Raw genomic sequence first — 24,005 nt, 5'->3', positions numbered from 1 at the left:
CTCAGACGCTCCTCAGCATGCGCCACAGCAGCAGGCTGCCCGCCACCTGCAGCAGCACCGCGACGATCAGCATGGTGTGGCCCGCCGGGTCGTTCCACATGCCCAGCATGTAGCCGGGGTTGGTGAGCATGAAGTAGCTGACCAGCAGCACCGGCAACGAGCCCAGCACCCAGGCGGTCATCCGCGTTTCGCCGGTCAGGGCGCGCAGTTGGCGGGCGCCCTGGTCGCGTTCGCGGATCAGCTTGATCAGGTTCTCCAGCAGTTCGCTGGCGTTGCCGCCGTAGCGGTGGTTGACCTTCAGGCCCAGGGCGAACATGCGCAGTTCATCCTGCTCGTAGAGTTCGGCGAAGTCGCTCACGGCGTCCGGCAGGTTGACCCCCAGCTGCACGTTGCGCTGCACCCGGCCCATGGCGCTCTTGAGCGGATCCTCGCTGCTCTCGATGCCGCCCAGCACCGCGTCGCTCAGGGTGCGCCCGGACTTGAGGCTGCGCACCGTGTGGTCGAGCAACTGCGGCAGTTGCTCGATCATGCGCTTGAGGCGGCTGCGGTACAGCCAGGCGATGTACAGCCGCAGGGCCAGGGGCGGCGCCAGCAACGCGGTCAGCAGGCCGAACCAGTCGGCCAGCAGGAAGCCCAGCAGCAGGGCGACGGTCCACAGGGTCAGCCACACCCCGAAACGCTCGCTCGGCCGGCCCAGCCCGGCCTGCAGGAACATCCGCTCCAGCGGTGCCCAGGCGGGTTTGGCCACGGCGGTCTGCGGCTGGCCTGCCGCGAGGCGGTTGAGCACCCGTTCGTTGGCGGTCTTGTGCACGCCGTGCAGGAACAGACGGATCGACAGCCCCAGCAACAGCAGGCAAATGGCGATCAGGATCACCGGCCCCATCATCATGAAAGCTCCGTGCGGCCCAGGCCCGTTTCGTGGCGCAGCTTGTCGCCGGCCGGGTTGACCGCCTCGCGCAGGAAGCCGAACCCGGTGCGCCGGTCCAGGCGGAACAGGGTGTTGGTGACGTAGATGTCCTCGCGCACGCCCACCACTTCCACCACCTCGCTGACGCAGCGGCGGCCGTCGGGCATGCGGGTCAGCTGGATGATGAGGTCCAGCGCCGCGCAGATCATCTGGCGCAGGGTGCGCTCGGCCACGCTGCGGCCGGTCAGGCCCACCAGGGTCTCCAGGCGCAGCAGCGCGTCCTGGGCGTTGTTGGCGTGCACAGTGCTCATGGAGCCGTCGTGGCCGGTGTTCATCGCCGTCAGCACGTCGAGCACTTCGACGCCGCGGATCTCGCCGAGGATGATCCGGTCCGGGCGCATCCGCAGGGCGTTGCGGATCAGGTCGCTGGCCTTCACTTCGCCGTGGCCTTCGGCGTTCGGCGGGCGGGTTTCCAGGCGCACCACGTGGGGGTGGCCCAGTTGCAGTTCGGCGACGTCCTCGATGGTCACCAGCCGCTCGTGGGGGTTGATCAGCTGGCTGAGGATGTTCAGCAACGTGGTCTTGCCGGTGCCGGTGCCGCCGCTGATGAGGATGTTGCAGCGCCGGCCCACGGCCTCCTGGAAGCACTCGAAGATCGGCAGGTCGATGGTCTGCATGGCGATCAGATCGCTGCTCTTGAGCATGTCCTTGCGGAACTTGCGGATCGACAGGCACGGTCCGTCGAGGGCGATGGGCGGGATGATCGCGTTGACCCGGCTGCCGTCCGGAAGGCGCGCGTCGACCATCGGCGACGACTCGTCCAGCCGCCGCCCGAGGGGCGCGAGGATGCGTTGCATGACCCGCTCGACATGGTGCGCGTCGATGAAGCGCAGGTCGCTCTGGTGCAGCACCCCGTCGCGTTCGATGAACACCCGGTGCGGGCCGTTGACCAGGATTTCGGTGACGGCGCTGTCGCGCAGCAGCACTTCGAGGGGGCCGAAACCGGTGAGCTCGTCGACGATCTCTTCGGCCAGGCGTTCCATCTCGTAGCGGGAAATGGCCAGGTGCAGGCGGGCGATGTATTCGGCGACCTTGTCGATGACGAACTGCGCCAGTTGCTGGCGCGAGCCTTCGAGCAGGTTTTTCCCGGACTCCTCGATGGCGTCGATGATGTAGCGGTGCAGCACCAGTTTCAGGCCTTCGTGGTCGGCGTTGCCGGCGGGGCCGCGCGCCGGGGCGCCGAACAGTTTTTCCGGGCTCATGAGGTGCCTCGCAGGCGGTCGAACCAGGTGACCTTCGGTTTGGAAAGGCCTTCGGAGCGTTTGGCCAGCCGCTCGCCGAGGCTGCGCAGGCTCTGGGTGAGCTTCTCCCGCGGGGCCAGCTCGAACAGGCTGACGCCCTGGTTCTTGGCGTTCAGGCGCAGTTCCGGGCTCAAGGCCAGCACGGCGATGACTTCCAGGTTGAAGGTCTTGCCGAGGGTGTCCGAGTCCGGCGCGACGTTGTTCAGGTAGCGGTCGATCAGGAGGCGGCCGTGGTCGAGCTTCATGCCCTTTTCCCGCCACAGGTTGTACACCGCCAGGTTGCGCCGGCAGTCGAGGACGTTCTGGTCGGTGTACCACAGCAGTTTGTCGCAGTGGCTGACGAAGGTGCGCAGGGCTTCGCTGTCGGGCTGGCCGGTGAGGTTCACCACGATGTGCTGGAAGTGCTGGCGCAGGGCGCTGAGCAGCATGTACAGCTCGGCGGCGCTGGTGCTTTCCAGCGGTTCGTCGTTGTCGGCGTAGGCCAGGATGCGCAGGCCCGCTTCGGCGCTGGTGAAGGCGCTGTCGATCAGGGTGGCGTCGAGCCGTCGCAGGTGGCGCAGGGCGTCGCCGAAGTGGAACGAGCTCTCCAGCCCCAGCAGCGCCAGGCTGTCGCCCCGGGGCAGGCCCAGATCCAGCAGCAGCGTCTGCTGCCCGCTCTTCTGCACCACCAGCGCCATGTGGTTGGCCAGCAGCGCGCCGTCGGAGCCGCCCTGCACGCCGTACATCACCGTGAGGCCGCCCAGTTGGGTGCTCGGCGCCACCGGGGGCAGGCGTTTGCTCAGGCGCCGCACCAGCCCGGCGACCTCGCTCGAGCGCGAGCCGTAGGCGACGAAGTCCCGGGCGCCGGCGCGCATGGCGTTGAGCACCAGCTGGTTGTCCATGCCGTCGCCGAGGGCGACGATGGCCAGCATCGGCTTGGCCTCCAGCGCCCCTTCGATCAGGGCGCACTGGGCCACCACGTGGTCGCGGTCGAGGCCGACGAACACCAGGCTTGCGAACGTGACGTCCACCAGCGCCAGCAGCTCGTCGAGGCTGCCGCCGCCGGCGCTCACCACTTGCCCCAGCGGCGCGAGAGCGTTCTGCAGCCATTCCAGGTCGGTGCTGTTGCGGGTGATGGCGAGGAACGTCTGGCTCAGGCTCTGGCTCATTGGGATAACCCGCTGCGCTTGTCGAAGTTGCCGTTTTCCAGGAAGAACATGCGGTAGAAGTTCGGGTCGTAGTTGCGCAGTTTCTCCCCCGGCAGCGCCGGCAGCTGCGCCTGCGCCGACAGCGGCTGCACCAGGTGCGGGGTGACGATCATCAGCAGTTCGCGCTCTTCGCGCTTGATCTGCGAGCTCTTGAAGAACGCCCCCAGCACCGGGATGTCGCCCAGGCCCGGAAACTTGTCGACCTGGGAAGTGTTGGTGGTGCTGATCAGGCCGCTGATGACGAAGCTTTCGCCGTCGGCCAGGGAAATGCTGGTGTCGGTGCGCCGGATGGTCAGGGCCGGCACGGTGGTGCCGGCGATGTTCACGGCGTTGCTGAAGTCCAGTTCGCTGACTTCCGGCGCGACCTTCAGGGCGATGCGGTCGTGGCCGATGATGGTCGGGGTCAGGGTCAGGCGGATGCCGAATTCCTTGTACTCGATGGACACGCTGTCGCTGCCGGAGCTGGGCACCGGGATGGGGATTTCGCCGCCGGCCAGGAAGCTCGCGCTCTGGCCGTTGAGGGCCACGAGGCTGGGGCGCGCCAGGGTGTAGGCGAAGCCGCTGCCTTCCAGGGCGTTGATGATCGCCATGGTCTTGCCGCCGATCCACGAGAAGTTGAACAGCGAGTTGTCCACCGGCAGTTTCGGCGTCGGCACGCCGTCCACCGGCGGCAGGGTGCCGGGAGAACCGAACAGGAAGTTGCCGCGGGTGCCGATCAGCGAGGCGGTGGCCTGCTTGAGCTTGGTGCGGCTGACTTCGACGAAGCGGATGTCGGTCTGCACCTGCGACGGCAACTGCGGGTCATCCGACGGCAGCGCGCCGGCGCTGGTCAGGGCGGCGGTGGCGGCGCCCTGGACGAACACCATGCTCTGGCGCGGCTCTTTGGCGCAGGCGGTCCAGACCATCAGGCTGGTGGCGCCGGGGGCCATGCCGGTGAGCAGGAACGAGGAACTGCCATTGGCATGCACGTCGGCGATCTTCGGGTCGCCGATGGCCAGGCGGGTGATCGCCACCGGCGACTGCATGTCCTGCTGCAACCCTTCACCGATCTCGATCACCGGCGGCAACCGGCCCAGGCTCGCGCAGTTGCCGGTGGCCGCCAGGGCGGTGTCCATCGACAGCCCGGTCAGCAGCAAGGCCGTGAGCGCGTTTTTGAACGTCGGCCGGAAGCGACTCTGCATGCACTTGGATCCTTGCTCAGTCATGGGGTTTGTTGGGTGATCTGGTTGCCGCGGATGATCTCCACCGCTGCCCGCGGGCTGCCCGTGCGGTGTTCGCCGGGAGGCGGTTTCGGCGCGCTGCCCAGGGCCAGTTGGGTGAACTGGAAGAGTTGGCTGTCGGCGGCGTCGAAGTGTTGCGGCGCCTCGTGTTCGCCGGCCCAGTACTTGGCCAGGCGCTGTTCTTCGCTGCTGCGCACCGCCAGGCGCAGGGTGCCGACCTGGGTGGCGAGCATCAGCCGGCTCAGCAGGGGTTCGGGCACGGCCAGCACCACGGTGCGCGCGGCGACCCGGCGCTGGTCCTGCTTGAGCTTTTCGTCGGCGCCCAGGGCCGGCGAGGCGGGTTGGCCGTCGTTGGTCAGGCCGTACTGCTCGCCGACGCCCAGCACGCGCAGGGCCGGCACGACGGTCTGCGCCGACTGCTGCGGGTTGCTGGCGTCCTGGCGCAGGTACAGCAACACATCGACGTAGTCGCCGGGGATCAGTTGCCCGGCGGCGCCGATCACCTCATCGACCGACACCGCCAGGGCGCGCTCGTCGCGGTGGATCATGCGCGCCAGCGTGCCGCCGGCGGTGAAGCTGTCTTCGTTGAGCCAGGTGCCGGCGCTCAGGTGGCGCCAGGGCATGCGGCCCACCGCCTGCTCCAGGGTGGCCAGGCTGCCGGCCGGCGCGCTGCGCAGCTTTTCGATGGCAAGGTCGGCGGCGGTCAGCGGTGTGAAGGGGGGAACGTCATGCAGCAGCACCACCACCGGTTGACGGGCCTGGTCTTCGGCGGCGGCGACGGTTTTCTCGACGGTGGCCGCCGGTGCGGCGGGGGCGGCAGGGGCCTCGGCGACGGGGGCCGGCTGGCGGCTGAGCACCAGGCCCCAGTAACCCACCACGATTGCCCCGAGCATAAGCAAGGCCGCAAGGCCCAAGGTGACGCGACTGTTCATGACGGCTCTCCCTTTCCTGCTGCACCTCTGGCCCGCACTTTCCTGAACAAGGGAACTTCGCAATCAGGCAGCTATGAACATGCAACGATTTGGCTATTTCCACGCTAGCTGATCCGAGCCAAAACGCCATTACTGCCCGGAAAATAACCTACGAAAGTAGGGGCGGCGGCCAATTAACAGACGAAATCCGCGGTGCCACGAACGGATTAATCCTTTGTGATTAATCCGTTCTTACAGTTGTTGCGCCGGGCTTTGTTGGCAATGCTCAAATGGCACGGTGGAGGCTTTGCCGCTGATGCATGAATCGGCGCCAGGCGCGCAAAGGAGTGGACGTATGCTTCGCATGATCATTGATTATCTGGTGGCCCGGGCCCTGCTGTTCTTCAAGAAGGACGACGGCGCGTCGGCGATCGAGTACGCCATTGTGGTGGCGATGGTGGCGGTCGTCGTCGTGGTGTTCGTGACCCCGGTCGGCGCCAGGGTGCTGGGCATCTTCAACGCTGTCCTGACGTCCCTCGGCGGCGCTGCGGTGACCCGTCCGACGATCCCTTGAGCGAATGCCCCCTGTTCTCGTCGGTGCCTGCCCGCGGCCCTTGAAAGGGCGCGTGCAGGCATTGCCCAAGCGACCGGGTCCCCGGTGTCGGAAGGAGAACGATCATGTTTCTTGAATACCTGATGATGCGTGTGCGTCTGTTTCTGGCCCGCACCGATGCGGCGTCGGCCATCGAGTACGCGATTGTCGTGGCGATGGTGGCGGTGGTGGTCGTGGTGTTCGTGACCCCCGTGGGGGGCCGGGTGCTGGCGATCTTCAACAACATCCTGGTGGCGCTGGGCGGCGCGGCACAGACCGCTCCGGTGCAGACGCCGTAGCCGGACCGGTCGCCTGCGGCGAATGCCCCGCTACACTCGGTTCCACCTTTTGCCTTTCAGGGATTGCCCATGACTGCTTCCTCTTTGCCGCGCCAACAGTTGCTTCTGGTTGACGATGAGGAGGACGCGTTGCTGGAACTGGCGGAACTGCTGGAGGGCGAGGGGTTTGTCTGCCACACCGCGACGTCGGTGAAGCTGGCCCTGCACCACCTGACCCGGCATCCCGACATCGCCTTGGTGATCACCGACCTGCGGATGCCGGAGGAGAGCGGCATGTCGCTGATCCGGCGGCTGCGCGAGCATACGTCCCGCGAGCATTTGCCGGTGATCGTGACGTCGGGGCATGCGGACATGGAGGATGTCAGCGACATGTTGCGGTTGCAGGTGCTGGATCTGTTTCGCAAGCCGATCTATCACGTGAGGTTGTTGGAGACGTTGGATAATTTGTTTCCTAAGCCGAAGGTGAATGTGTCTTGAGCTTTGGCCTTTTGGCCTTTTGGCCTTTTGACCCTTTAGCCTTGGCGGCCTCTGGGCCGACCAGGTTGTGGGTTGTTTTGTGTGTATATCCGTTGCTGCGGGTGCTGCCTCTGGCGGTTCCGCCCTTACGGCGGGTCACTTTTGGCAGACGCCCCAAAAGTAACCAAAAGGTCTGGGCCCCGGCGTTCGGCCCCTCGCTGAGGCTCGGGGTTCCTTCGCTCCGGGATTCATCCGGGGGCATCGGCTACGGTTTGCTTCGCTGCACCTCCTTCCGATGTGTTTGGCTGCGCCAAACGGCGCTGCGCGCCCACCCCCGGATGAACCCCTCCACTCAGCCTTCCGAAGGGGCCGGCAGATCAAGATCAAAAGCGAGGCGAGCTGACACTCGGCCTTTTGAAGAGCACGCGATGGCGGCCTGACAGCCGACCAACCCCTCCCTGAGTGCACCCAATCCCACTGTAGGAGCCAGCCTGCTGGCGATGGCGGCCTGCCAGCCGACCAATCCCTCCCAGACCACCTCAATCCCTGTGGGAGCTGGCTTGCCAGCGATGGCGGCCTGACAGCCGACCAATCCCTCCCAGATCACCTCAATTCCCTGTGGGAACCAGCCTGCTGGCGATGACGGCCTGCCAGCCGACCAGTCTCTCTCTGACCACCTCAATCCCCTGTGAAAACCAACCTACAGCTGATAACTGAAACTGATGCTGTACCGCATCCGCCGGTTGAAGGTGTCCAGCGCCTCGTCCGACATCGGCTTGGCTGCCTCCAGGGCGATGTTGTAGTACTTCGCGTCGCCGAACCTGAGCCCGAGCGCCGCCGACGACAGGCTGTTGGCCTGCACCGGCAAGCGGTTGAACCAGCTGCGCGAGCGGTCCAGCACCACGTACGGCTGCAGGATGCGCACCCAGTTGCCCTCGCGGTTGAAGCTGTAGTTGATCTCGTAGGCCACGCCCCAGCCCTTGTCGCCGGAGGCCTGGTCGTCGGGGTAGCCGCGGCCGAAGTTCTGGCCGCCGAACACCGCCCGTTCGCTGTCGGGCAAGGTGTCGTCGCTCCAGTACAGCGCCGCCGACGCCACGCCCTGCCAGTTGTCGAGGAACTTGTCGCTCTGCACCCCGGACAGCCGCAGGCGGAAGAAGCTCAGGTCGATGGCGTCGTTGTTGGTGTGGGCGCCCATGCTGTCGAAGCCCTGGTAGACGCCGCCGCTGAGGATCCGCAGTTGCCGGGCGTCGGCCTTGCGCCAGTCGCTTTCGAAGGCGAGGGCGCGGATGTCGGTGCGTTCTTCGACGCTCAGCGGGTAGCCGATGACCTTGTAGCGGGTCTTGTCGTTGACCGCGTACAGGCGCGAGCCGGCGGTCAGCAGTTCGTTGGGCGAAGCGATCAGCGGCAGGCTGAAGCCGAAGGAGTAGCGGTCGTTCTCGCGGTGCGGCTTGAGTTGCAGGCCGTTGGCCAGCAGCACGTTGGTGCCGGGGTCGGCGCGGTAGCGCGAGGCGGACAGGTTCAGTTGCGAGCCTTCGTCGTCGATGAACTGGCTGTAGTCCGCGCGGTAGTAATGCTCGTGGTCGTCCCCCGGCGGAAACAGGCCGCTGAGGGTCAGCTGTTCGCCCATCGAGGTCTGCGAGTTGCTGCTGACGCCGAGCAGGGCCTGGGTGCCGTTGCGGTTGTCCTCGGTGGTGCTCAGGGTGCTGGTGAACGGCTTGCGGCTGGCCTGGGCCAGCAGCGTGGTGGCGCCGTCGGTGGTGCCGGGCGGAGGCACCTGGGCCTGCAGGGTGACGCCGGGGATGCGGGTCATCAGGGTGGTGTAGCGTTCGAAGGTCTTGCGGGTCAGCGGGCGCTCGGCCTGGATCTTGGCCGCCAGCCGGTCGAGCAGGGCCTTGACCCGGCCGATGTCGCCCTGCACCTGCACGTCGCGCACGTAGCCTTCCACCAGCACCACCCGCGCCACGCCGTCGTCGAAGGTCTGCTGCGGCAGGAAGGCGTAGGACAGCAGGTAGCCGTCCTGCTGGTAGCGGCGGGTGATGCTGCGGGTCGCTTCGATCAGGTCGGCCAGGCTGGATTCGCGGCCGATCAGGGGCTGGTAGATGGCCGCCAGTTCGTTCAGCGGGTAGAGCGTGCCGCCTTCGATCTGCACGGTCTTCAAATGGAGCTTTGTGCCCATCATCAACGGTTGCGCAGCCGCGGCGCCAGGCTCGGGCACCTGCAACGGCGCGGCGCTGGGGCGGTAGGCGTCGGCCGGCAGGTTGGGCACCGGCAGGTTGCGGATGGTTTCGTTGCTGTTGAGGAAGCTGGGCAGGGTGTCGGCGAGGGCCGTGCAACTGAGACCGAGAAACAGCAAGGACGCCATGATGCGCATAGGACACTCCATGTTCAGACCGCAGCACTTGGCTGATGCTTTCCCAAGAAAAAGGCGGAAGATCCGCGGGGATCTTCCGCCTCCAACCAAGCGTAGGCGCTGTAGGGATGGCCGTCGAATCGGCCAGGTGCAATTCAGCGTTGGGTGCCGCCCAGCGCGCCGGTGAGGCCGCCGAGGGCGCCGCCCAGCCCGCCGCCGGTGCTGCCGGTGCCGCCGTTGACCAGGCCGCCGACGGCGGAGACGGTGCCGCCCACGGCGGTCACGGTGTTGCCGACGGCGGTGACGACAGGGTTGCTGCCGGTGCCGGCGATGGCGCCGCCCACATTGCCGACGGTGGCGCCGACCTGGCCGGTGAGGCTGGCCACGGGGCTGCCGACGCCGGTGGCGGCGCCGACGTTCTGGGTCAGGCTGGTGACGGCCGTGGTGACCGGGGCCAGTCCGCTGCCCACGTTGGTGCCGAGGGTCGCCAGCGGTGTGGTGGGACTGGTGATCGGGGTGCCCGAACCGCCGAGCGCGGTGTTGACCGAGGCCACCACGTTGCCGACCGAGGCCACGACACCGCCGGGCGCCGTCAGGCTGCCGTTGCCGGCCGCCGCCCCGCCGCCGACGTTGACCGCCGCGCCGCCGACCGTCTGCAGCAGGCCGGTGCCGCCCAGGCCGCCGCCGATGCCGCCGGTCGAGCCGCCGGTGCCGTTGTCGGTCAGCCCGCCGGCCTTGGCGACCGTGGTGCCGACGTTGCTCAAGGCGCCGCCCACCGTGCCGGTCAGCGCATTGCCGCTGCCGGCCCCGCTGACGTTGTCGCCCAGGCCGTCGACGGCGCCGCCGACTTTCTGCAGCACACCGTTGAGGGGCGCGCCCAGCCCTGTGGCGCTGCCCAGCTTGTCGGTGGTGCTTTCGACCATGGCGATCACCGGCACCAGTTGCTTGCTCACCTGTTGGGTGGCCGAACCGAGCGGGCCGCTGGTGGTGGCGGTGCTCAGGGTGTCGCCGAGCATGGTGACTTTTTCGCCGACGCCGTCGAGCACCGGCGCGACTTTGGTGACCACGCCGCCGACCACCGGAATGCTGCCGGTGGCGCCGGCCAGTTTGCCGCTCAGGTCGGACACGCCGTTGCCCGCATCCTGCACCACGCCGCCGACCGCCGAGGCGGTCACGCCCAGGCCGTTGTCCGTGGTGCCCAGCTTGCCGAGGCCGTTGGCCACGCCGTCACCCAGGGTGCTCACCACATTGCCGGCGGTGGTGGCGAAACTCTGCACGACGCCGCCGGCCACCGGCAGGCCGCTGAGCGCATCGCCGACCTGGCCGACGCCGCTGCCGACGCCGGACAGGGTGCTGCCCACGTCCTGCACCAGGGTGCTGGTCACCAGTGCTTGAGGGGTGGAGGGATTGGTCGGGCCGGTCGGGTCTGTCGGGTTGGTGGGGTTGGTCGGATCGGTGCCGCCGGTACCTCCTGTTCCACCCGTACCGCCGGTGCCCCCCGTACCACCGGTTCCTCCGGTGCCGGCGGTGTCGCCGCTGCCGGTGGAGCCGCCGGTTCCGGTCGAGCCGCCTGTGCTGCCGGTGCCGCTGGTGCCGGCGGCGGCACCGTCGGACGAGGCACTGCCGGAGCTGCTGTGATGGCCGCCACCGCCGCTGCTGCAGCCGGCGAGGCCGAGGGAGAGGATCAATGCCAGAGCTGTCGCTGTTTTGCACCACGCTTGATTGTTCATGATTGAGAGTCCTTGCACCTGTCACAACGTTTGTTGTTGTCGAGGGCTCCCCGGTTCTGTCGCCGGCGATGCCTTCGTCCGTTGTGGCCATCTCAATCGAGCGGTTGGATCCACGCCATTCTCAAGTTGGTATTAACGCCTTCCTGCAAGGGGCGGCGGATGCTGCCTAAGGACTAATCCTGTGGTGATAGGTGCGCCCCAAAAAGCCTTGGAAATCAACGGCGGCGTTTGGCGCGGCAGGGGCGGGCGGTGCGGAAAAACTTTAGTGATATACACACAATTTCCAGGTCGGACCCACGGCTGGCGGCGGGGGCGCTAGCTCCCGCCAGGCGGCGCAGCCGCCGACCAGAACCCCGCTCAGGCGACCGGCCGCCAGTCGCCCACCATGTGCTCCAGTTCTGCGGCTCCGGTCAGGCGCAATTCGCCGCTGGAGCCGGCGGCGCTGGCCAGCAGCGTCACCCCGCTGGGCAACCGCACCGGTTTGCGAAAGTGCACGGTCACCTCCAGGTTGGCCTTGGGCAGCCGGTCGGCCAGTGCGGCGAGGGTGCGGGCCTTGTTCCACAGGCCGTGGGCGATGGCGCTGGGAAAGCCGAACAGCTTCGCGCTGGGGCCGCTCAGGTGGATCGGGTTGCAGTCGCCGGACACCCTGGCGTATCGCCGGCCGATGTCCGCCGGGGCGTTCCACTGCGCCACTTCCGCCAGGGGCAGCGACGGTTCCCACGCCGAGGCCTGCGGCTCGCCCTCAAGCTTCACGCCGCGGCACAGCATCCGGCTTTCGGCTTCCCACAGCGGCCCGAGCTGATCGTCGAGAGTGGTCAGCAGGTCGAAGGTCGCGCCCTTGGGATGGGGCTGCAGATTGCGCACCTGCACGCCGACCAGCGCCCGGCTGACCCCACCCATCGGCCGCAGCACGCGGAGCCGGTTGCTCAGGTGGATCAGCCCCAGCAGCGGGAACGGGAACGCCTTGTCCGTCAGCAGGCGCATCTGCAAGGCGAACGCCAGAACGTGCGGGTAGGTCGGCGGCAGCAGGCCGTCATCGGCAAAACCGCAGACGTTGCGGTAGGCCGCCAACCGCCGGCCATCGACGTCCACCCAGCAGCGCAGGCCCAGGTCGGGCAGGGTGGTGCCGGTGATCTTGCGGCGGGTCGCGGCCCGCAGGTAAAGGCCGGGCAAGCCCGGTTCGCGGTCGAGTGCCTGCCAGTCGATGCTCATGCCTAGGCCCCCAGTACGCTTTGTCCGCAGACCCGCAAGGCCTGCCCGGTGAATGCCCCGGTGCCCGGCTGCGCCAGCCACGCCACGGCTTCGGCGACGTCCTGGGGCAGACCGCCCTGGCCCAGGGAGCTCATGCGTCGGCCGGCCTCGCGCAGTCCGAACGGAATGTGCGCAGTCATCTGGGTCTCGATGAAGCCAGGCGCCACGGCGTTGATGCTGATGCCCCGTGCCTGCAACGTCGTCGCCCAGGCCTGGGCCAGGCCGATCAGCCCGGCCTTGCTTACCGCGTAGTTGGTCTGCCCGCGGTTGCCGGCGATGCCGCTGATCGAGGCCAGCAGGATGATCCGTGCGTGGTCGTGCAGGGCGCCGCTGTCGAGCAGGGCCTGGGTCAGCGTTTGAGGGGCGTTGAGGTTGACGGCGAGCACCGCGTCCCAGAAGTCCGGCGTCATGTTGGCCAGGGTCTTGTCGCGGGTGATGCCGGCGTTGTGCACAAGGATGTCGAGGCCCTCGGGCAGTTGTTCGGTCAGTTGCGCGGCGGCGTCCCCGGCGCAGATGTCGAGGGTGACGGCGCGCCCGCCCAGCCGCGCGGCGAGGGCTTCGAGGTCGGCCTTGGCCGGCGGCACGTCGAGCAGGATCACGTCGGCGCCGTCGCGGGCCAGGGTTTCGGCGATGGACGCGCCGATGCCCCGCGCCGCGCCGGTCACCAGCGCCTTGCGCCCGGCCAGGGGGCGCGTCCAGTCGCTGACTTGGGTGTCGCAGGCCTGGAGGCGGATCACCTGCCCGGACACGAACGCGCTCTTGGGCGACAGGAAAAACCGCAACGGGCCTTCCAGTTGATCCTCGGCGCCGTCGCCGACGTAGATCAGTTGCAGGGTGCCGCCGCTGCGCAGTTCCTTGGCCAGCGAACGGGAGAACCCTTCGAGGGCCCGTTGCGCGCTGGCGGCGAACGGATCGTCCAGCGACTCCGGAGCGCGGCCCAGGATCACCAGGTGGGCGCAGCGGTCGAGGCTTTTCATCAGCGGCTGGAAGAACTCGCGCAGGCGCTTGAGCTGATCGGTGCGCTGCAGGTCGCTGGCGTCGAACACCACGGCCTTGAGTTTCGGGCCGGCGCCGGGAATCCACTCGGCCGCGCCGGCCGGTTCGTCGCCGTAGCGGTAGATGGCGTCGGTCAGGCGGTTGGCGAAGGCGTTGACGCGGGCGGCCAACGGCCCGCCGCCGATCAGCAGCGCGCCCTCCACCGGCCGCAGGCGCCCGGCCTGCCAGCGCTCCAGCCGCACCGGCGACGGCAGGCCCAGGGCGCCGACCAGGCGGTGGCCGAGGGACGAGTTGGCGAAGTCGATATAGCGGTCAGACATGGAACGCTCTCCGGAAAAAGATGCTCAGAGTGTGGACTGCCCAAGGCAAACAATCGTTCGGTCCGTGCAATAGGGCCTACGCTTGAACACTGAGGTTTAGCAGGTCTTGCGCAGAAATGCGGATCGGGCAGGCGCAACAGTCCTGCTCGGTGGCGCATGGGCTGACGCTATCGCCAGCAGGCTGGCTCCCACATGGCTCTGCAGTGACCGTGAGTTCTGCCTTCACCTCAAACCCCTGTGGGAGCCAGCCTGCTGGCGATGGCGGCGGACCTGGCGTCGCAGGGTTTGGATCAAGACAGCCATGCCCCAGGAACTGCTTAGGTTTGCAATCCAACAAGGAGCTTTTCATGACTCAGCTGCGCCGCGTCGCGATCATCGGCGGCAACCGGATACCGTTCGCCCGCTCCAACGGGCCCTACGCCACCGCCAGCAATCAGGCGATGCTCACCGCCGCGCTCGAAGGCCTGATCGAACGCTACGGCCTGCACGGCCTGCGCCTGGGCGAAGTGGCGGCGGGGGCGGTGCTGAAGCTGTCGCGGGACATGAACCTGACCCGCGAATGCGTGCTCGGCTCGCGGCTGTCGCCGGCCACGCCCGCCTACGACATCCAGCAGGCCTGCGGCACCGGCCTTGAGGCGGCGCTGCTGGTGGCCAACAAGATCGCTCTCGGCCAGATCGACTGCGGCGTGGCCGGTGGCGTCGACACCACATCGGACGCCCCCGTCAGCGTCAGCGAAGGCCTGCGCAAGATCCTGCTGCAGGCCAACCGGGCCAAGACCACGGGCGACAAGCTCAAGACTTTTCTGCAATTGCGTCCCCGGCACTTGATCCCGGAGTTTCCGCGCAACGGCGAGCCGCGCACCGGCCTGTCGATGGGCCAGCACTGCGAGCTGATGGCGCAGACCTGGAACATCTCCCGCGAAGACCAGGACCTGCTGGCGCTGGACAGCCACCGCAAGCTGGCGGCGTCCTACGGCGAAGGCTGGCACAACGATCTGACGACGCCGTTCCTGGGCCTCACCCGCGACAACAACCTGCGCCCGGACCTGACCCTGGAAAAACTCGCGACCTTGAAGCCCGCCTTCGAGAAAAGCGCCAAGGGCACGCTGACCGCCGGCAACTCCACGCCGCTGACCGATGGCGCCTCGGTGGTGCTGCTCGGCAGCGAGGAGTGGGCCCAGGCGCGGGGGCTGCCGGTGCTGGCGTACCTGCGGGACGGCGAAGCGGCGGCGGTGGATTTCGTCAACGGCGCCGAAGGGCTGCTGATGGCGCCGGTCTATGCGGTGCCGCGCCTGCTGGCGCGCAACGGCCTGACGTTGCAGGACTTCGACTATTACGAAATCCACGAGGCGTTCGCCGCGCAGGTGCTGTGTACCTTGAAGGCCTGGGAAGACGCGGACTACTGCAAGACCCGCCTGGGCCTCGACGCGCCGCTGGGCGCCCTCGACCGCAGCCGGCTGAACGTCAAGGGCAGTTCGCTGGCGGCCGGGCATCCGTTCGCCGCGACCGGCGGGCGGATCGTGGCCAACCTGGCCAAGCTGCTGGACGCGGCGGGCCAGGGGCGCGGTCTGATCTCGATCTGTGCGGCGGGCGGGCAGGGCGTCACCGCCATCCTCGAACGCTGAGGGTCGGCGGCCTCTCGGCCGCCATCGCCAGCAGGCTGGCTCCCACAAGGGGCTTGCGGTGACCGCAGGTGTTGCATTCACCCCGAAACCCTGTGGGAGCCAGCTTGCTGGCGATGGCGCCGGTAAAGGCGCCGCAGGAAACGTCAGGTACGGAAGCGCCTGACCAACCCGTCCAGCTCGTTCGACAGCCCTGCCAGGCTCTGGGAATCCAGCCGCGCCGAGTTCGCCAGTTCCGCCACCAGTTGCGCATCGCCGTGGATCTGGCTGATGTGACGGTTGATGTCTTCGGCCACCTGGTGCTGCTCTTCGGCGGCCGTGGCGATCTGGGTGTTCATGTCGCGGATCACGTCCACCGATTCGCGGATCTGGCCGAAGCTTTCCCGCGCTTCGCCGATGCGCGCCACCGACTGCTGCGACACGTCGAGGCTGGCGCGCATCTGCTGGGTGACCTCGCTGGTGCGGCGGGCGAGGTTGCCCAGCAGTCCGTCGATTTCCGCCGTCGAGTCCGCCGTGCGCTTGGCCAGCGCCCGCACCTCGTCGGCCACCACGGCGAAGCCGCGGCCCTGCTCGCCGGCCCGGGCCGCCTCGATGGCGGCGTTGAGCGCCAGCAGGTTGGTCTGTTCGGCGATGGAGCGGATGGTGCCGAGGATCGACTGGATGTCGTTGCTGTCGCGCTCCAGTTGCTGCATCGACTGGGCCGACTGCTCCAGTTCCTGGCTCAGCTGGTCGACGCTGTTCACCGCCGCGTCGATCTGCTGCTGGCCATGGCGCGCCTGGCGCTGGCCGCTGTCGGCGGACTCGGCGGCCTGACTGCACGAGCGGGCCACTTCGTTGGCGGTGGCGACCATTTCGTGGAACGCCGTGGAGACCATGTCCACCGCTTCGCGCTGGCGCCCGGCGGCTTCGGCCATGTCGCCGGAGACCCGGGTGGAGCTCTGCGAGGTGGCGAGGATTTTCCCCGCCGCGCCGCCGATGTGCTGGATCAGGCTGCGGATCGCGGTGAGGAACTGGTTGAACCAGTTGGCCAGTTGCGCGGTTTCGTCGCTGCCGCGGATGTCGAGGTTCTTGGTCAGGTCGCCTTCGCCCTGGGCGATGCCTTCCAGGCCGCTGGCCACGCTGCGGATCGGCCGCACGATCAGGCTGGCGAAACTGGCGCCGACCACCGCGAACACCACCGCCAGCACGGCGGCGATGATTGCGATCAGCCAGGTCAGCTGGGTCGCGGAGCTCATCACGTCGCTGCGCTTGATCAGGCCGACGAACGTCCAGCCCAGTTGCTCCGACGGCCAGACGTTGGCCATGTAGCGTTCGCCGTCCAGCTCGACTTCCACCAGCCCCTTGCCGGCCTTGGCCAGTTGCGCGTAGCCGTCGCCGAGGCTGTCGAGGGCCTTGAAGTTGTGTTCCGGGCGCTTCGGATCCACCAGCACCGTGCCGCTGTTCTCCAGCAGCATCAGGTAGCCGGACTCGCCGAGCTTGATCTGCTTGACGATCTCGGTGAGCTGCTTGAGCGTCACGTCGATGCTGACCACGCCGCCGTTGGCGCCCAGCTTGTTGTCGATGGTGCGCACGGTGCTGACGTAGGTCGCGTCGTCCTGCGCCCAGTAGTAGGCGGCGGTGCGCAGGGGCTTGCCCGGCTTGGCCTGGGCGGCCTTGTACCAGGGGCGCTGGCGCGGGTCGTAGTTGCTCAGTTTCGGGTCGTCGGGCCACGACACGTAGCCGCCGGCCGCCGTGCCGACGATGGCGTAGGCGTAGGCCGGGTGGCTGTTGCCCAGGTCCTGCAGGAAGGCGAACACCTTTTTGTCCATCTCGCCCTGGGGGACGCTCTCGGCGTTGGCGCTCATGTAGGTCTTGAGGCTGTCGTCGGTGTTCTTGATCAGCGGTTGCGTCGCCAGGTAGTCGACGTTCTGGCTGATGCCGTCGAAGAACAGCTGCATGGCGTTGCTGACCTGACGGATCTCGCGTCCGCTGCCGTCGACGAATTCGTCCCGGGCATCGCTGCGCAGGTTCAGTACCACCAGGGTGGCGACCAGCACCACCGGCAAGCAGGCGATGATCGCAAACGCCCAGGTCAACTTCTGTTTGATGTTCATCCGCGCTCCAGATTTTCTTGTTAGCCCACGCAGTGCAGATGACTCGCGGTTATTGGCAGCCGAAAAACGTTGTGCAGCGTCCGGATCCTTCGGGGCGGCGTCGTTCTTTTTTGGGGAACGATTGTCGGACAAAATCCTCTGTCTCTGATGACTTCGGCTGGTGCGGAGGGAAGTTGAGGGCTGCGCGGAAAAATCCTTCGCACGGTGGTTTTCCGTGTCAGATTCTGTCGCAATTGCCTTCAGGTTCGGGGGCCAACGGCCCGGGCAGGCTCGGCTATGATTCGCCACGGTTCGGCACAGTGTGTGCATCTGCCGGTTCACAGGTCGGCAACCCCTCCCCGTGACGCGAGGATTGCCGTATAACGAGTGACATTCGCGTGTTTGGTTATAAAGGACCCACAATAAAAGCTGATGAAGACTCCAAAACGCATTGAACCCCTGATCGAGGACGGTCTGGTCGACGAAGTGCTGCGCCCGCTCATGAGCGGCAAAGAAGCAGCTGTTTATGTGGTGCGCTGCGGCAATCAGTTACGTTGCGCCAAGGTCTACAAGGAGGCGAACAAACGCAGTTTCCGTCAGGCGGCCGAGTACCAGGAAGGCCGCAAGGTGCGCAACAGCCGACAGGCCCGGGCGATGGCCAAGGGCTCGAAGTTCGGGCGCAAGGAGGCCGAGGACGCCTGGCAGAACGCCGAGGTCGCGGCGCTGTTCCGCCTGGCCAACGCCGGGGTGCGGGTGCCCAAGCCGTACGACTTCCTGGAGGGCGTGCTGCTGATGGAGCTGGTGGCCGACGAGCACGGCGACGCGGCCCCGCGGCTCAACGATGTGGTGCTGGAGCCGGACCAGGCCCGCGAGTACCACGCGTTCCTGATCTCGCAGATCGTGCTGATGCTGTGTGCCGGCCTGGTGCACGGCGACCTGTCGGAGTTCAACGTGCTGCTGGCGCCGACCGGGCCGGTCATCATCGACCTGCCGCAGGCGGTGGACGCGGCGGGCAACAACCACGCCTTCAGCATGCTGGAGCGGGACGTCGGCAACATGGCGTCGTACTTCGGCCGGTTCGCCCCGGAGCTGAAGAAGACCCGCTACGCCAAGGAAATGTGGGCGCTCTACGAGGCCGGCACCTTGCATCCGGGCAGCGTGCTGACCGGTGAGTTCGCCGACTCCGAAGAGCTGGCGGACGTCGGCGGCGTGATGCGCGAGATCGAAGCGGCGCGCCGCGACGAGGAACGCCGCCGGGCCATGCGCGAAGCGGAGGACGCCCCGCCGGGCAAGTCCGACGAGCCGCCGACGCCGCCATGGATGCAGTGACCGCGTGACCCGAGACCCGGCTTCGGCCGGGTTTTTTGTGCCTGCCGGGTTGAAGCCATCGCCAGCAGGCTGGCTCCTACAGGGATATGTGTGGATCACGATGCCAATGCGGGAGCCCCGGCCCGCTGGCGACGGGCCTCAGGCGCGGGCCGGCTGCGCGCAACACCCGGAGGCCAGTTCCTTGAGGATCGGGCAATCCGGGCGGTGGTCGCCGTGGCAGTGCTCCACCAGATCCTGCAGGGTGTCGCGCAGTTCGCCCAGTTCGCGGATCTTCTGGTTCAGCTCGTCGATGTGCTGGCGGGCCAGGGCTTTGACGTCGGCGCTGGCGCGCTGGCGGTCTTGCCATAGGGTCAGCAGCTTGCCGACTTCCTCCAGCGAGAAGCCCAGGTCGCGCGAGCGCTTGATGAACGCCAGGGTGTGCAGGTCGCCGTCGCCGTAGACCCGATAGCCGCTGTCGGTGCGGTGGGCCGCCTGGAGCAGGCCGATCGACTCGTAGTAGCGGATCATCTTCGCGCTCAGGCCGCTGTGGCGGGCCGCTTGGCCGATGTTCATCGGTTGTCCTCCGGATCCTCGGGTTGCCAGGTCTTCAACAGTAGCGCATTGCTCACCACGCTGACGCTGGACAGCGCCATCGCCGCGCCGGCCAGCACCGGGTTGAGCAGGCCGAACGCCGCCAGCGGGATGCCGATCAGGTTGTAGACGAAGGCCCAGAACAGGTTCTGGCGGATCTTGGCGTAGGTCTTGCGGCTGATCTGCAGGGCCGCCGGCACCAGGCGCGGATCGCCGCGCATCAGGGTGATGCCGGCCGCGTGCATGGCCACGTCGGTGCCGCCGCCCATGGCGATGCCGATGTCGGCGGCGGCCAGGGCCGGGGCGTCGTTGATGCCGTCGCCGACCATCGCGACCACGCCGGACTTCTTCAGCTCGGCGACCGTGGCGGCCTTGTCCGCCGGCAGCACTTCGGCGTGCACGCTCTCGATGCCCAACGCCTCGGCGACCGCCCGGGCGCTGCCGCGGTTGTCGCCGGTCAGCAGGTGGCTGTGGATGCCTTCTGCGGCCAAGCGCTGCACGGCGGGCAGGGCGCCGGGCTTGAGGGTGTCGCCGAAGGCGAACAGGCCGAGCACACGGGGTTCGGGGCCTTGCTCGATCAGCCACGACAGGGTGCGGCCTTCGGCCTCCCAGGCGCTGGCGGCGTCGGCCAGCGTGCCGGCGCCCAGCCCGCTTTCCTCCAGCAGGCGGCGGTTGCCCAGGGCCAGGCGCCGTCCGTCGAGGTGGCCGGCGATGCCGCGGCCGGTCAGGGACTGGCTGTCGCTGACGTCCGGCACGTTCAGCCGGCGTTCGGCGCAGGTGTCCAGCACGGCTTTGGCCAACGGGTGTTCGCTGCCGCGCTGCAGGGCGCCGGCCTGTTTGAGCAAGGTGTCTTCGTCACCGTCCAGTGCGCTGAAATGGGCGATGCGCGGTGTGCCGGAGGTCAGGGTGCCGGTCTTGTCGAAGACCACGGCGTTGACCTCATGGGCCCGCTCCAGCGCCTCGGCGTCCTTGATCAGGATCCCGTGGCGCGCCGCCACGCCGGTGCCGGCCATGATCGCGGTGGGCGTGGCCAGGCCGAGGGCGCACGGGCAGGCGATCACCAGTACGGCGACGGCGTTGATCAGCGCGGTCTCCAGCGGTGCGCCGTACAGCCACCAGCCGACCAGCGTGGCCAGCGCCAGCACCAGCACGGCGGGCACGAACACCTGGCTGACCTTGTCCACCAGTTTCTGGATCGGCGCCTTGGCCGCCTGGGCGTCCTCCACCAGGCGGATGATGCGGGCCAGCACGCTTTCGGCGCCGAGGGCGGTGGTGCGCACCAGCAAGCGGCCCTCGCCGTTGATGGCGCCGCCGGTGACCGTGTCCCCCGGCCGTTTGGGCACCGGCAGGCTTTCGCCGCTGATCAGCGCTTCGTCGGCATGGCTCTGGCCTTCGAGCACTTCGCCGTCCACCGGGAAACGCTCGCCGGGTTTGACCAGCACGATGTCGTCGAGGCGCAGGGTGCTGATGGCCACCTCCTGCTCGCGGCCGTCGACGACCTGGACGGCACGCTCGGGCCGCAGCGCCTCCAGCGCGCGGATGGCGCTGGCGGTCTGGCGCTTGGCGCGGCTTTCCAGGTATTTGCCCAGCAGCACCAGGGCGATGACCACCGCCGACGCCTCGAAGTACAGGTGCGGCATGCGCCCGGCGGCGGTGGCCCATTCGTACACGCTCAGGCCGTAACCGGCGCTGGTGCCCAGGGCCACCAGCAAGTCCATGTTGCCGGCCCCGGCACGCACGGCTTTCCAGGCCGCCTTGTAGAACCGCGCACCGAAGATGAACTGCACCGGGGTGGCGAGGGCGAACTGCGCCCAGGCCGGCAGCATCCAGTGCACGCCGAACGGTTGCAGCAGCATCGGCAGCACCAGCGGCAAGGCCAGGGCGATGGCGCAGAACAGCGCCCAGCGCTCATGGTTCAGGCGTTGTTGTTGGGTGTCGGCGGGGGGATGCTCAAGCTCGAAGACGCTGGCCGAATAGCCAGCCTTGCTCACGGCGGCGATCAGGCTCTGCGGGTCGACGGCGCCGAGCAGCTCCAGGTGGGCCCGTTCGTTGGCGAGGTTGACGCTGACGCGCTTCACCCCCGCGACCTTGCCCAACGCGCGTTCGACCCGGCCGACGCAGGAGGCGCAGGTCATGCCCTCGATGCTCAGCTCCAGCGTCTGCTGCGGCACGCTGTAGCCGGCGTGCGCCACGGCATCGATCAGCGCCGGCAGGCTGTCGCCCGGCGCCTGCACGCGGGCCTGCTCGGTGGCGAGGTTGACGCTCACGGCGCTGGCGCCGCTGACCTTGCTCAAGGCCCGCTCGACCCGGCCGGCGCAGCTGGCGCAGGTCATGCCCGCGATGGGCAGGTCGAAGGTGGTTGATTCGGACATCGGTCGTACTCCCTGTAGTGGATGCCTACAAGGATCAACCTTGCCATGCGGGCAAGGTCAAGCGCCAATCGCCAGGTTGTCGCAGGGGGCTGCGGTGCCCTTGGGGGCCCTATCGCCAGCAGGCTGGCTCCTACAGGGGATCGCGCAGAGCACTCGTGGGAGCCAGCCTGCTGGCCGCAAAGCAGGAACTGAGCCTCAGTAGCCCAGGCCGGTGCGCTTGAGGTACATGCCGGCGCGGGTCATGGCGATCCGGTATTTCTGCACGTCGCCGGCCTTGAGCGTGATCTCCTGGGAGCCCGGCGCCAGCATGCCCGGATTGCAGCCCGGCATTTGCCCCGGCAGCAGTTTCAGGCGCAGCGACACGGTGCCCGGCGGCAGGTTGAACGAGGTGCTCTGTTCCTGGAACAGCCGCGCCGACAGTTGATCCTGGATGTAGATGCCGATCTCGCAGGAGGTCGACACTTCCAGGCGCTCGCGGGAAATGATCAGCACCCCGTAATCCTCGGCGGCGGCGTGCGCCGAAGGGATCGCGGCAAAGAGACTGAGGAAGCCAAACAGGCTGAAAACTGACCAGCGCATGGCTGAATCTCCTGAAATCGAGTCATTGATGTACGCAGCTTGGCCGACTGAAGCGTCGATTGCCAGCCCGGCAGTTGTTCGCAGAACTTGACCTTGCCATGGTGGCAAGCCTGAGACTGCCGGCAACCTCACTCGAAAAGGAGTCGTTCCATGCAAGTGTTCACGGTAGAAGGCATGTCCTGCGGTCACTGCGTCCGGGCCATCACCCAGGCGGTGCAGAGCAAGGATCCCGCCGCCAGCGTGCGGGTCGATCTGGCGGCCAGGGAAGTCGGCGTCGAAAGCGCGCTGAGCGCCGAACAGGTGATCGCCGCCATCAGCGAGGAAGGCTACGCCGTCAAGGTCGCCTGACCGGTTCGATAGATAGCGAGCTACCGGACTGTCCGAGGCGTCCCGGCGCGGCTAGACTGTCGGGCTTGTCCCATGCCCGACACCTAGCCCGACCTGGATGCCTGATGAACCTGCGTACAATTCTGATTCTCGGTGCCTTGAGCGCCTTCGGCCCGCTGGCGATCGACTTCTATCTGCCGGCCTTCCCGTCCATGGCGCAAGCGTTCGGCACCGATGAGAAACACGTTCAGCTGACGTTGGCGGCGTATTTCCTCGGGCTGTCCTTCGGCCAGTTGCTGTACGGCCCGGTGGCCGACCGTTTCGGCCGGCGCATGCCGCTGCTCACCGGCATCGGCCTGTTCACCGTCGCCTCCCTGGCGTGCGCCTATGCGCCGAGCCTGGAATGGCTGATCGGCGCGCGGTTCGTGCAGGCGCTCGGCGGTTGCGCGGGGATGGTGATTTCCCGGGCGGTGGTCAGCGACAAGTGCGACGCGGTGGGGGCGGCCAAGGTCTTTTCGCAATTGATGCTGGTGATGGGGCTGGCGCCGATCCTGGCGCCGATGCTCGGCGGCCTGTTGGTCAACACCACGGGGTGGCAGTCGATCTTCTTGGCGCTGACCGGCTTCAGCGCGCTGGCGGGGCTGGCGGTGGCGCTGGGCCTGCCGGAGAGTCTGCCGGCCCATGTGCCGCGTCAGCCGCTGTCCGGCGCGCTGCGTCAGTACGGACGGCTGATCAAGGATCCGATCTATCTCGGCCACGCCTTGACCGGCGGCATCGCCATCGCCGGGATGTTTTCCTACATCGCCGGCTCACCGTTCGTGCTGATCAAACTCTACGGCGTCCCGGCCGAGCATTTCGGCTGGTTCTTCGGCGCCAACGCTGCGGGGTTCATTTTGGTGGCGCAGGTCAATGCGCGGCTGTTGGCCAAGCGTGGCCCGGCGTTCCTGCTGGCGCGCGCGGTCTGGGTGTACCTGGCGGCGGGGCTGACGCTGCTGGCGGTCAGCGCGCTGCATACCGCTGCGCTGTGGCCGCTGCTGATTCCGCTGTTCATCTGCATCGCCAGCCTCGGCTGCATCCTGCCGAATGCATCGGCCTGTGCGATGAACGGCCAGGGCGCCCGGGCGGGCAGCGCGTCGGCGATGCTCGGTTTCCTGCAATTCAGCGTCGCGTCCGGTGCGGCGGCGTTGGTCGGCGTGCTGCACGACGGCAGCGCGATGCCGATGGCCATGGTCATCAGCCTGTGCGGACTGCTGGTGGTGAGCGCGGCGGTGTTCACCCGTCGCTTGCAGAATGCCCGTGCGCTGGCGCAGGCCGCGGCCTGAGGCGCAGGCTTCAGCCGGCGGCGCGTTGCTGGCCGGGGTCGGGGATCCGGTGGGGCGCGTGAAGGCGCGCTTCGAGGGTGCGGGTAAAGGCCAAGGCTTCGGCCTCGCTGCGGAATGTCACGGCGTGCTGGTCAAGACGGACTTGCCACTGGGACTTTGCCACTTCTTTTATCAGGATCTTCATTGCTGACCTCCCGTACGTAAAAGATTGCATCGCAGAGGTTTCGATTGTAGACCCGAATGCGATCGCATTTGTGACAAGGGTCAACTCTCGGACTGACGGTGCCGCCCG

The 24,005-nt window shown here is 67.7% G+C and carries 21 protein-coding genes and 1 pseudogene; 7 read left to right on the top strand and 15 right to left on the bottom strand.

Annotated features, from left to right (window positions below):
- Position 1 precedes the first annotated feature (1 nt).
- The 5 genes from KVG96_RS21305 to cpaB are packed head-to-tail and all read right to left on the bottom strand — an operon-like array spanning position 2 to position 5,547.
- Positions 2-886 (bottom strand): type II secretion system F family protein, encoded by an 885-nt coding sequence (locus KVG96_RS21305; protein WP_217894260.1) that lies wholly within the window; start codon positions 884-886, stop codon positions 2-4.
- On the bottom strand, positions 886-2,169 hold the full coding sequence (locus tag KVG96_RS21300; protein ID WP_217893801.1) for a TadA family conjugal transfer-associated ATPase: 1,284 nt from the start codon (positions 2,167-2,169) through the stop codon (positions 886-888). The genes KVG96_RS21305 and KVG96_RS21300 overlap by 1 nt, the downstream gene beginning before the upstream one ends.
- Positions 2,166-3,356, bottom strand: coding sequence for a CpaE/TadZ family protein (locus tag KVG96_RS21295; protein WP_217893800.1), 1,191 nt, complete (start codon positions 3,354-3,356; stop codon positions 2,166-2,168). The genes KVG96_RS21300 and KVG96_RS21295 overlap by 4 nt, the downstream gene beginning before the upstream one ends.
- A complete protein-coding gene (locus KVG96_RS21290; RefSeq protein WP_217893799.1) occupies positions 3,353-4,576 on the bottom strand; it encodes a type II and III secretion system protein family protein in 1,224 nt (407 codons plus the stop codon). Before KVG96_RS21290 ends, KVG96_RS21295 begins: the two co-directional genes overlap by 4 nt.
- A gap of 20 nt (positions 4,577-4,596) precedes the next feature.
- Positions 4,597-5,547: a Flp pilus assembly protein CpaB gene (cpaB, locus tag KVG96_RS21285; protein ID WP_217893798.1), complete on the bottom strand. Its 951-nt coding sequence runs from the start codon at positions 5,545-5,547 to the stop codon at positions 4,597-4,599.
- 343 nt (positions 5,548-5,890) lie between these two features.
- On the opposite strand from cpaB, the gene KVG96_RS21280 reads away from it, so the two are divergent.
- From KVG96_RS21280 to KVG96_RS21270, 3 genes are all read left to right on the top strand, one after another.
- Positions 5,891-6,100, top strand: coding sequence for a Flp family type IVb pilin (locus KVG96_RS21280; protein WP_217894259.1), 210 nt, complete (start codon positions 5,891-5,893; stop codon positions 6,098-6,100).
- 104 nt (positions 6,101-6,204) lie between these two features.
- Positions 6,205-6,417 carry a Flp family type IVb pilin gene (locus tag KVG96_RS21275; RefSeq protein WP_217893797.1) on the top strand — a complete coding sequence of 71 codons (213 nt, stop codon included), beginning with the start codon at positions 6,205-6,207 and terminating at the stop codon, positions 6,415-6,417.
- Between the two features lie 69 nt (positions 6,418-6,486).
- Complete coding sequence (locus KVG96_RS21270) at positions 6,487-6,894, top strand: response regulator (RefSeq protein ID WP_085582640.1); 408 nt, start codon at positions 6,487-6,489, stop codon at positions 6,892-6,894.
- A gap of 679 nt (positions 6,895-7,573) precedes the next feature.
- Here the strand turns inward: KVG96_RS21270 and KVG96_RS21265 are convergent.
- From KVG96_RS21265 to KVG96_RS21250, 4 genes are all read right to left on the bottom strand, one after another.
- Positions 7,574-9,244: a ShlB/FhaC/HecB family hemolysin secretion/activation protein gene (locus KVG96_RS21265; RefSeq protein WP_217893796.1), complete on the bottom strand. Its 1,671-nt coding sequence runs from the start codon at positions 9,242-9,244 to the stop codon at positions 7,574-7,576.
- Positions 9,245-9,378: 134 nt separating this feature from the next.
- Complete coding sequence (locus KVG96_RS21260) at positions 9,379-10,953, bottom strand: collagen-like triple helix repeat-containing protein (protein WP_217893795.1); 1,575 nt, start codon at positions 10,951-10,953, stop codon at positions 9,379-9,381.
- 357 nt (positions 10,954-11,310) lie between these two features.
- Positions 11,311-12,165: a MaoC/PaaZ C-terminal domain-containing protein gene (locus tag KVG96_RS21255; protein ID WP_217893794.1), complete on the bottom strand. Its 855-nt coding sequence runs from the start codon at positions 12,163-12,165 to the stop codon at positions 11,311-11,313.
- A 2-nt stretch (positions 12,166-12,167) separates the two neighbouring features.
- Positions 12,168-13,520 carry a 3-oxoacyl-ACP reductase gene (locus KVG96_RS21250; RefSeq protein WP_217893793.1) on the bottom strand — a complete coding sequence of 451 codons (1,353 nt, stop codon included), beginning with the start codon at positions 13,518-13,520 and terminating at the stop codon, positions 12,168-12,170.
- A 347-nt stretch (positions 13,521-13,867) separates the two neighbouring features.
- Between KVG96_RS21250 and KVG96_RS21245 the strand changes: the two genes are divergently transcribed.
- Positions 13,868-15,145 (top strand): acetyl-CoA C-acetyltransferase, encoded by a 1,278-nt coding sequence (locus tag KVG96_RS21245; protein WP_217893792.1) that lies wholly within the window; start codon positions 13,868-13,870, stop codon positions 15,143-15,145.
- A gap of 143 nt (positions 15,146-15,288) precedes the next feature.
- On the opposite strand, the gene KVG96_RS27865 is transcribed toward KVG96_RS21245, so the two are convergent.
- Together KVG96_RS27865 and KVG96_RS27860 are read right to left on the bottom strand one after the other, a co-directional pair.
- Positions 15,289-16,017 (bottom strand): methyl-accepting chemotaxis protein, encoded by a 729-nt coding sequence (locus tag KVG96_RS27865; RefSeq protein WP_371856110.1) that lies wholly within the window; start codon positions 16,015-16,017, stop codon positions 15,289-15,291.
- A gap of 129 nt (positions 16,018-16,146) precedes the next feature.
- Positions 16,147-17,079 (bottom strand): annotated as a pseudogene (locus tag KVG96_RS27860) (HAMP domain-containing protein); the annotation flags it as partial.
- A gap of 567 nt (positions 17,080-17,646) precedes the next feature.
- On the opposite strand from KVG96_RS27860, the gene KVG96_RS21235 reads away from it, so the two are divergent.
- The gene (locus KVG96_RS21235) at positions 17,647-18,543 is read left to right on the top strand and encodes a PA4780 family RIO1-like protein kinase (protein ID WP_217893790.1); all 897 of its coding nucleotides are present in this window, start codon (positions 17,647-17,649) and stop codon (positions 18,541-18,543) included.
- Between the two features lie 138 nt (positions 18,544-18,681).
- On the opposite strand, the gene cueR is transcribed toward KVG96_RS21235, so the two are convergent.
- From cueR to KVG96_RS21220, 3 genes are all read right to left on the bottom strand, one after another.
- Positions 18,682-19,095, bottom strand: a complete 414-nt coding sequence (gene cueR / locus KVG96_RS21230) for a Cu(I)-responsive transcriptional regulator (protein WP_217893789.1) — start codon at positions 19,093-19,095, stop codon at positions 18,682-18,684.
- On the bottom strand, positions 19,092-21,485 hold the full coding sequence (locus KVG96_RS21225; RefSeq protein WP_217893788.1) for a heavy metal translocating P-type ATPase: 2,394 nt from the start codon (positions 21,483-21,485) through the stop codon (positions 19,092-19,094). Before KVG96_RS21225 ends, cueR begins: the two co-directional genes overlap by 4 nt.
- A 195-nt stretch (positions 21,486-21,680) precedes the next feature.
- Positions 21,681-22,064: a hypothetical protein gene (locus tag KVG96_RS21220; RefSeq protein WP_217893787.1), complete on the bottom strand. Its 384-nt coding sequence runs from the start codon at positions 22,062-22,064 to the stop codon at positions 21,681-21,683.
- Between the two features lie 150 nt (positions 22,065-22,214).
- On the opposite strand from KVG96_RS21220, the gene KVG96_RS21215 reads away from it, so the two are divergent.
- Positions 22,215-22,412 (top strand): heavy-metal-associated domain-containing protein, encoded by a 198-nt coding sequence (locus KVG96_RS21215; RefSeq protein WP_085582618.1) that lies wholly within the window; start codon positions 22,215-22,217, stop codon positions 22,410-22,412.
- Between the two features lie 104 nt (positions 22,413-22,516).
- Complete coding sequence (locus KVG96_RS21210; RefSeq protein WP_217893786.1) at positions 22,517-23,713, top strand: multidrug effflux MFS transporter; 1,197 nt, start codon at positions 22,517-22,519, stop codon at positions 23,711-23,713.
- Between the two features lie 10 nt (positions 23,714-23,723).
- On the opposite strand, the gene KVG96_RS21205 is transcribed toward KVG96_RS21210, so the two are convergent.
- Complete coding sequence (locus KVG96_RS21205; RefSeq protein WP_170929978.1) at positions 23,724-23,897, bottom strand: hypothetical protein; 174 nt, start codon at positions 23,895-23,897, stop codon at positions 23,724-23,726.
- Positions 23,898-24,005 lie beyond the last annotated feature (108 nt).

This window comes from Pseudomonas ekonensis (assembly GCF_019145435.1).
In the GTDB taxonomy this organism is placed as follows: Bacteria; Pseudomonadota; Gammaproteobacteria; order Pseudomonadales; family Pseudomonadaceae; genus Aquipseudomonas; species Aquipseudomonas ekonensis.
This window is presented reverse-complemented; position numbering and strand designations above follow the sequence as displayed.

Excerpts from the sequence above, each read along its gene's own strand:
- KVG96_RS21305 (WP_217894260.1), bottom strand. The coding sequence starts at position 886 with ATGATGGGGCCGGTGATCCTGATCGCCATTTGCCTGCTGTTGCTGGGG.
- KVG96_RS21300 (WP_217893801.1), bottom strand. The coding sequence starts at position 2,169 with ATGAGCCCGGAAAAACTGTTCGGCGCCCCGGCGCGCGGCCCCGCCGGC.
- KVG96_RS21295 (WP_217893800.1), bottom strand. The coding sequence starts at position 3,356 with ATGAGCCAGAGCCTGAGCCAGACGTTCCTCGCCATCACCCGCAACAGC.
- KVG96_RS21290 (WP_217893799.1), bottom strand. The coding sequence starts at position 4,576 with ATGCAGAGTCGCTTCCGGCCGACGTTCAAAAACGCGCTCACGGCCTTG.
- cpaB (WP_217893798.1), bottom strand. The coding sequence starts at position 5,547 with ATGAACAGTCGCGTCACCTTGGGCCTTGCGGCCTTGCTTATGCTCGGG.
- KVG96_RS21280 (WP_217894259.1), top strand. The coding sequence starts at position 5,891 with ATGATCATTGATTATCTGGTGGCCCGGGCCCTGCTGTTCTTCAAGAAG.
- KVG96_RS21275 (WP_217893797.1), top strand. The coding sequence starts at position 6,205 with ATGTTTCTTGAATACCTGATGATGCGTGTGCGTCTGTTTCTGGCCCGC.
- KVG96_RS21270 (WP_085582640.1), top strand. The coding sequence starts at position 6,487 with ATGACTGCTTCCTCTTTGCCGCGCCAACAGTTGCTTCTGGTTGACGAT.
- KVG96_RS21265 (WP_217893796.1), bottom strand. The coding sequence starts at position 9,244 with ATGCGCATCATGGCGTCCTTGCTGTTTCTCGGTCTCAGTTGCACGGCC.
- KVG96_RS21260 (WP_217893795.1), bottom strand. The coding sequence starts at position 10,953 with ATGAACAATCAAGCGTGGTGCAAAACAGCGACAGCTCTGGCATTGATC.
- KVG96_RS21255 (WP_217893794.1), bottom strand. The coding sequence starts at position 12,165 with ATGAGCATCGACTGGCAGGCACTCGACCGCGAACCGGGCTTGCCCGGC.
- KVG96_RS21250 (WP_217893793.1), bottom strand. The coding sequence starts at position 13,520 with ATGTCTGACCGCTATATCGACTTCGCCAACTCGTCCCTCGGCCACCGC.
- KVG96_RS21245 (WP_217893792.1), top strand. The coding sequence starts at position 13,868 with ATGACTCAGCTGCGCCGCGTCGCGATCATCGGCGGCAACCGGATACCG.
- KVG96_RS27865 (WP_371856110.1), bottom strand. The coding sequence starts at position 16,017 with ATGGTCTCCACGGCGTTCCACGAAATGGTCGCCACCGCCAACGAAGTG.
- KVG96_RS21235 (WP_217893790.1), top strand. The coding sequence starts at position 17,647 with ATGAAGACTCCAAAACGCATTGAACCCCTGATCGAGGACGGTCTGGTC.
- cueR (WP_217893789.1), bottom strand. The coding sequence starts at position 19,095 with ATGAACATCGGCCAAGCGGCCCGCCACAGCGGCCTGAGCGCGAAGATG.
- KVG96_RS21225 (WP_217893788.1), bottom strand. The coding sequence starts at position 21,485 with ATGTCCGAATCAACCACCTTCGACCTGCCCATCGCGGGCATGACCTGC.
- KVG96_RS21220 (WP_217893787.1), bottom strand. The coding sequence starts at position 22,064 with ATGCGCTGGTCAGTTTTCAGCCTGTTTGGCTTCCTCAGTCTCTTTGCC.
- KVG96_RS21215 (WP_085582618.1), top strand. The coding sequence starts at position 22,215 with ATGCAAGTGTTCACGGTAGAAGGCATGTCCTGCGGTCACTGCGTCCGG.
- KVG96_RS21210 (WP_217893786.1), top strand. The coding sequence starts at position 22,517 with ATGAACCTGCGTACAATTCTGATTCTCGGTGCCTTGAGCGCCTTCGGC.
- KVG96_RS21205 (WP_170929978.1), bottom strand. The coding sequence starts at position 23,897 with ATGAAGATCCTGATAAAAGAAGTGGCAAAGTCCCAGTGGCAAGTCCGT.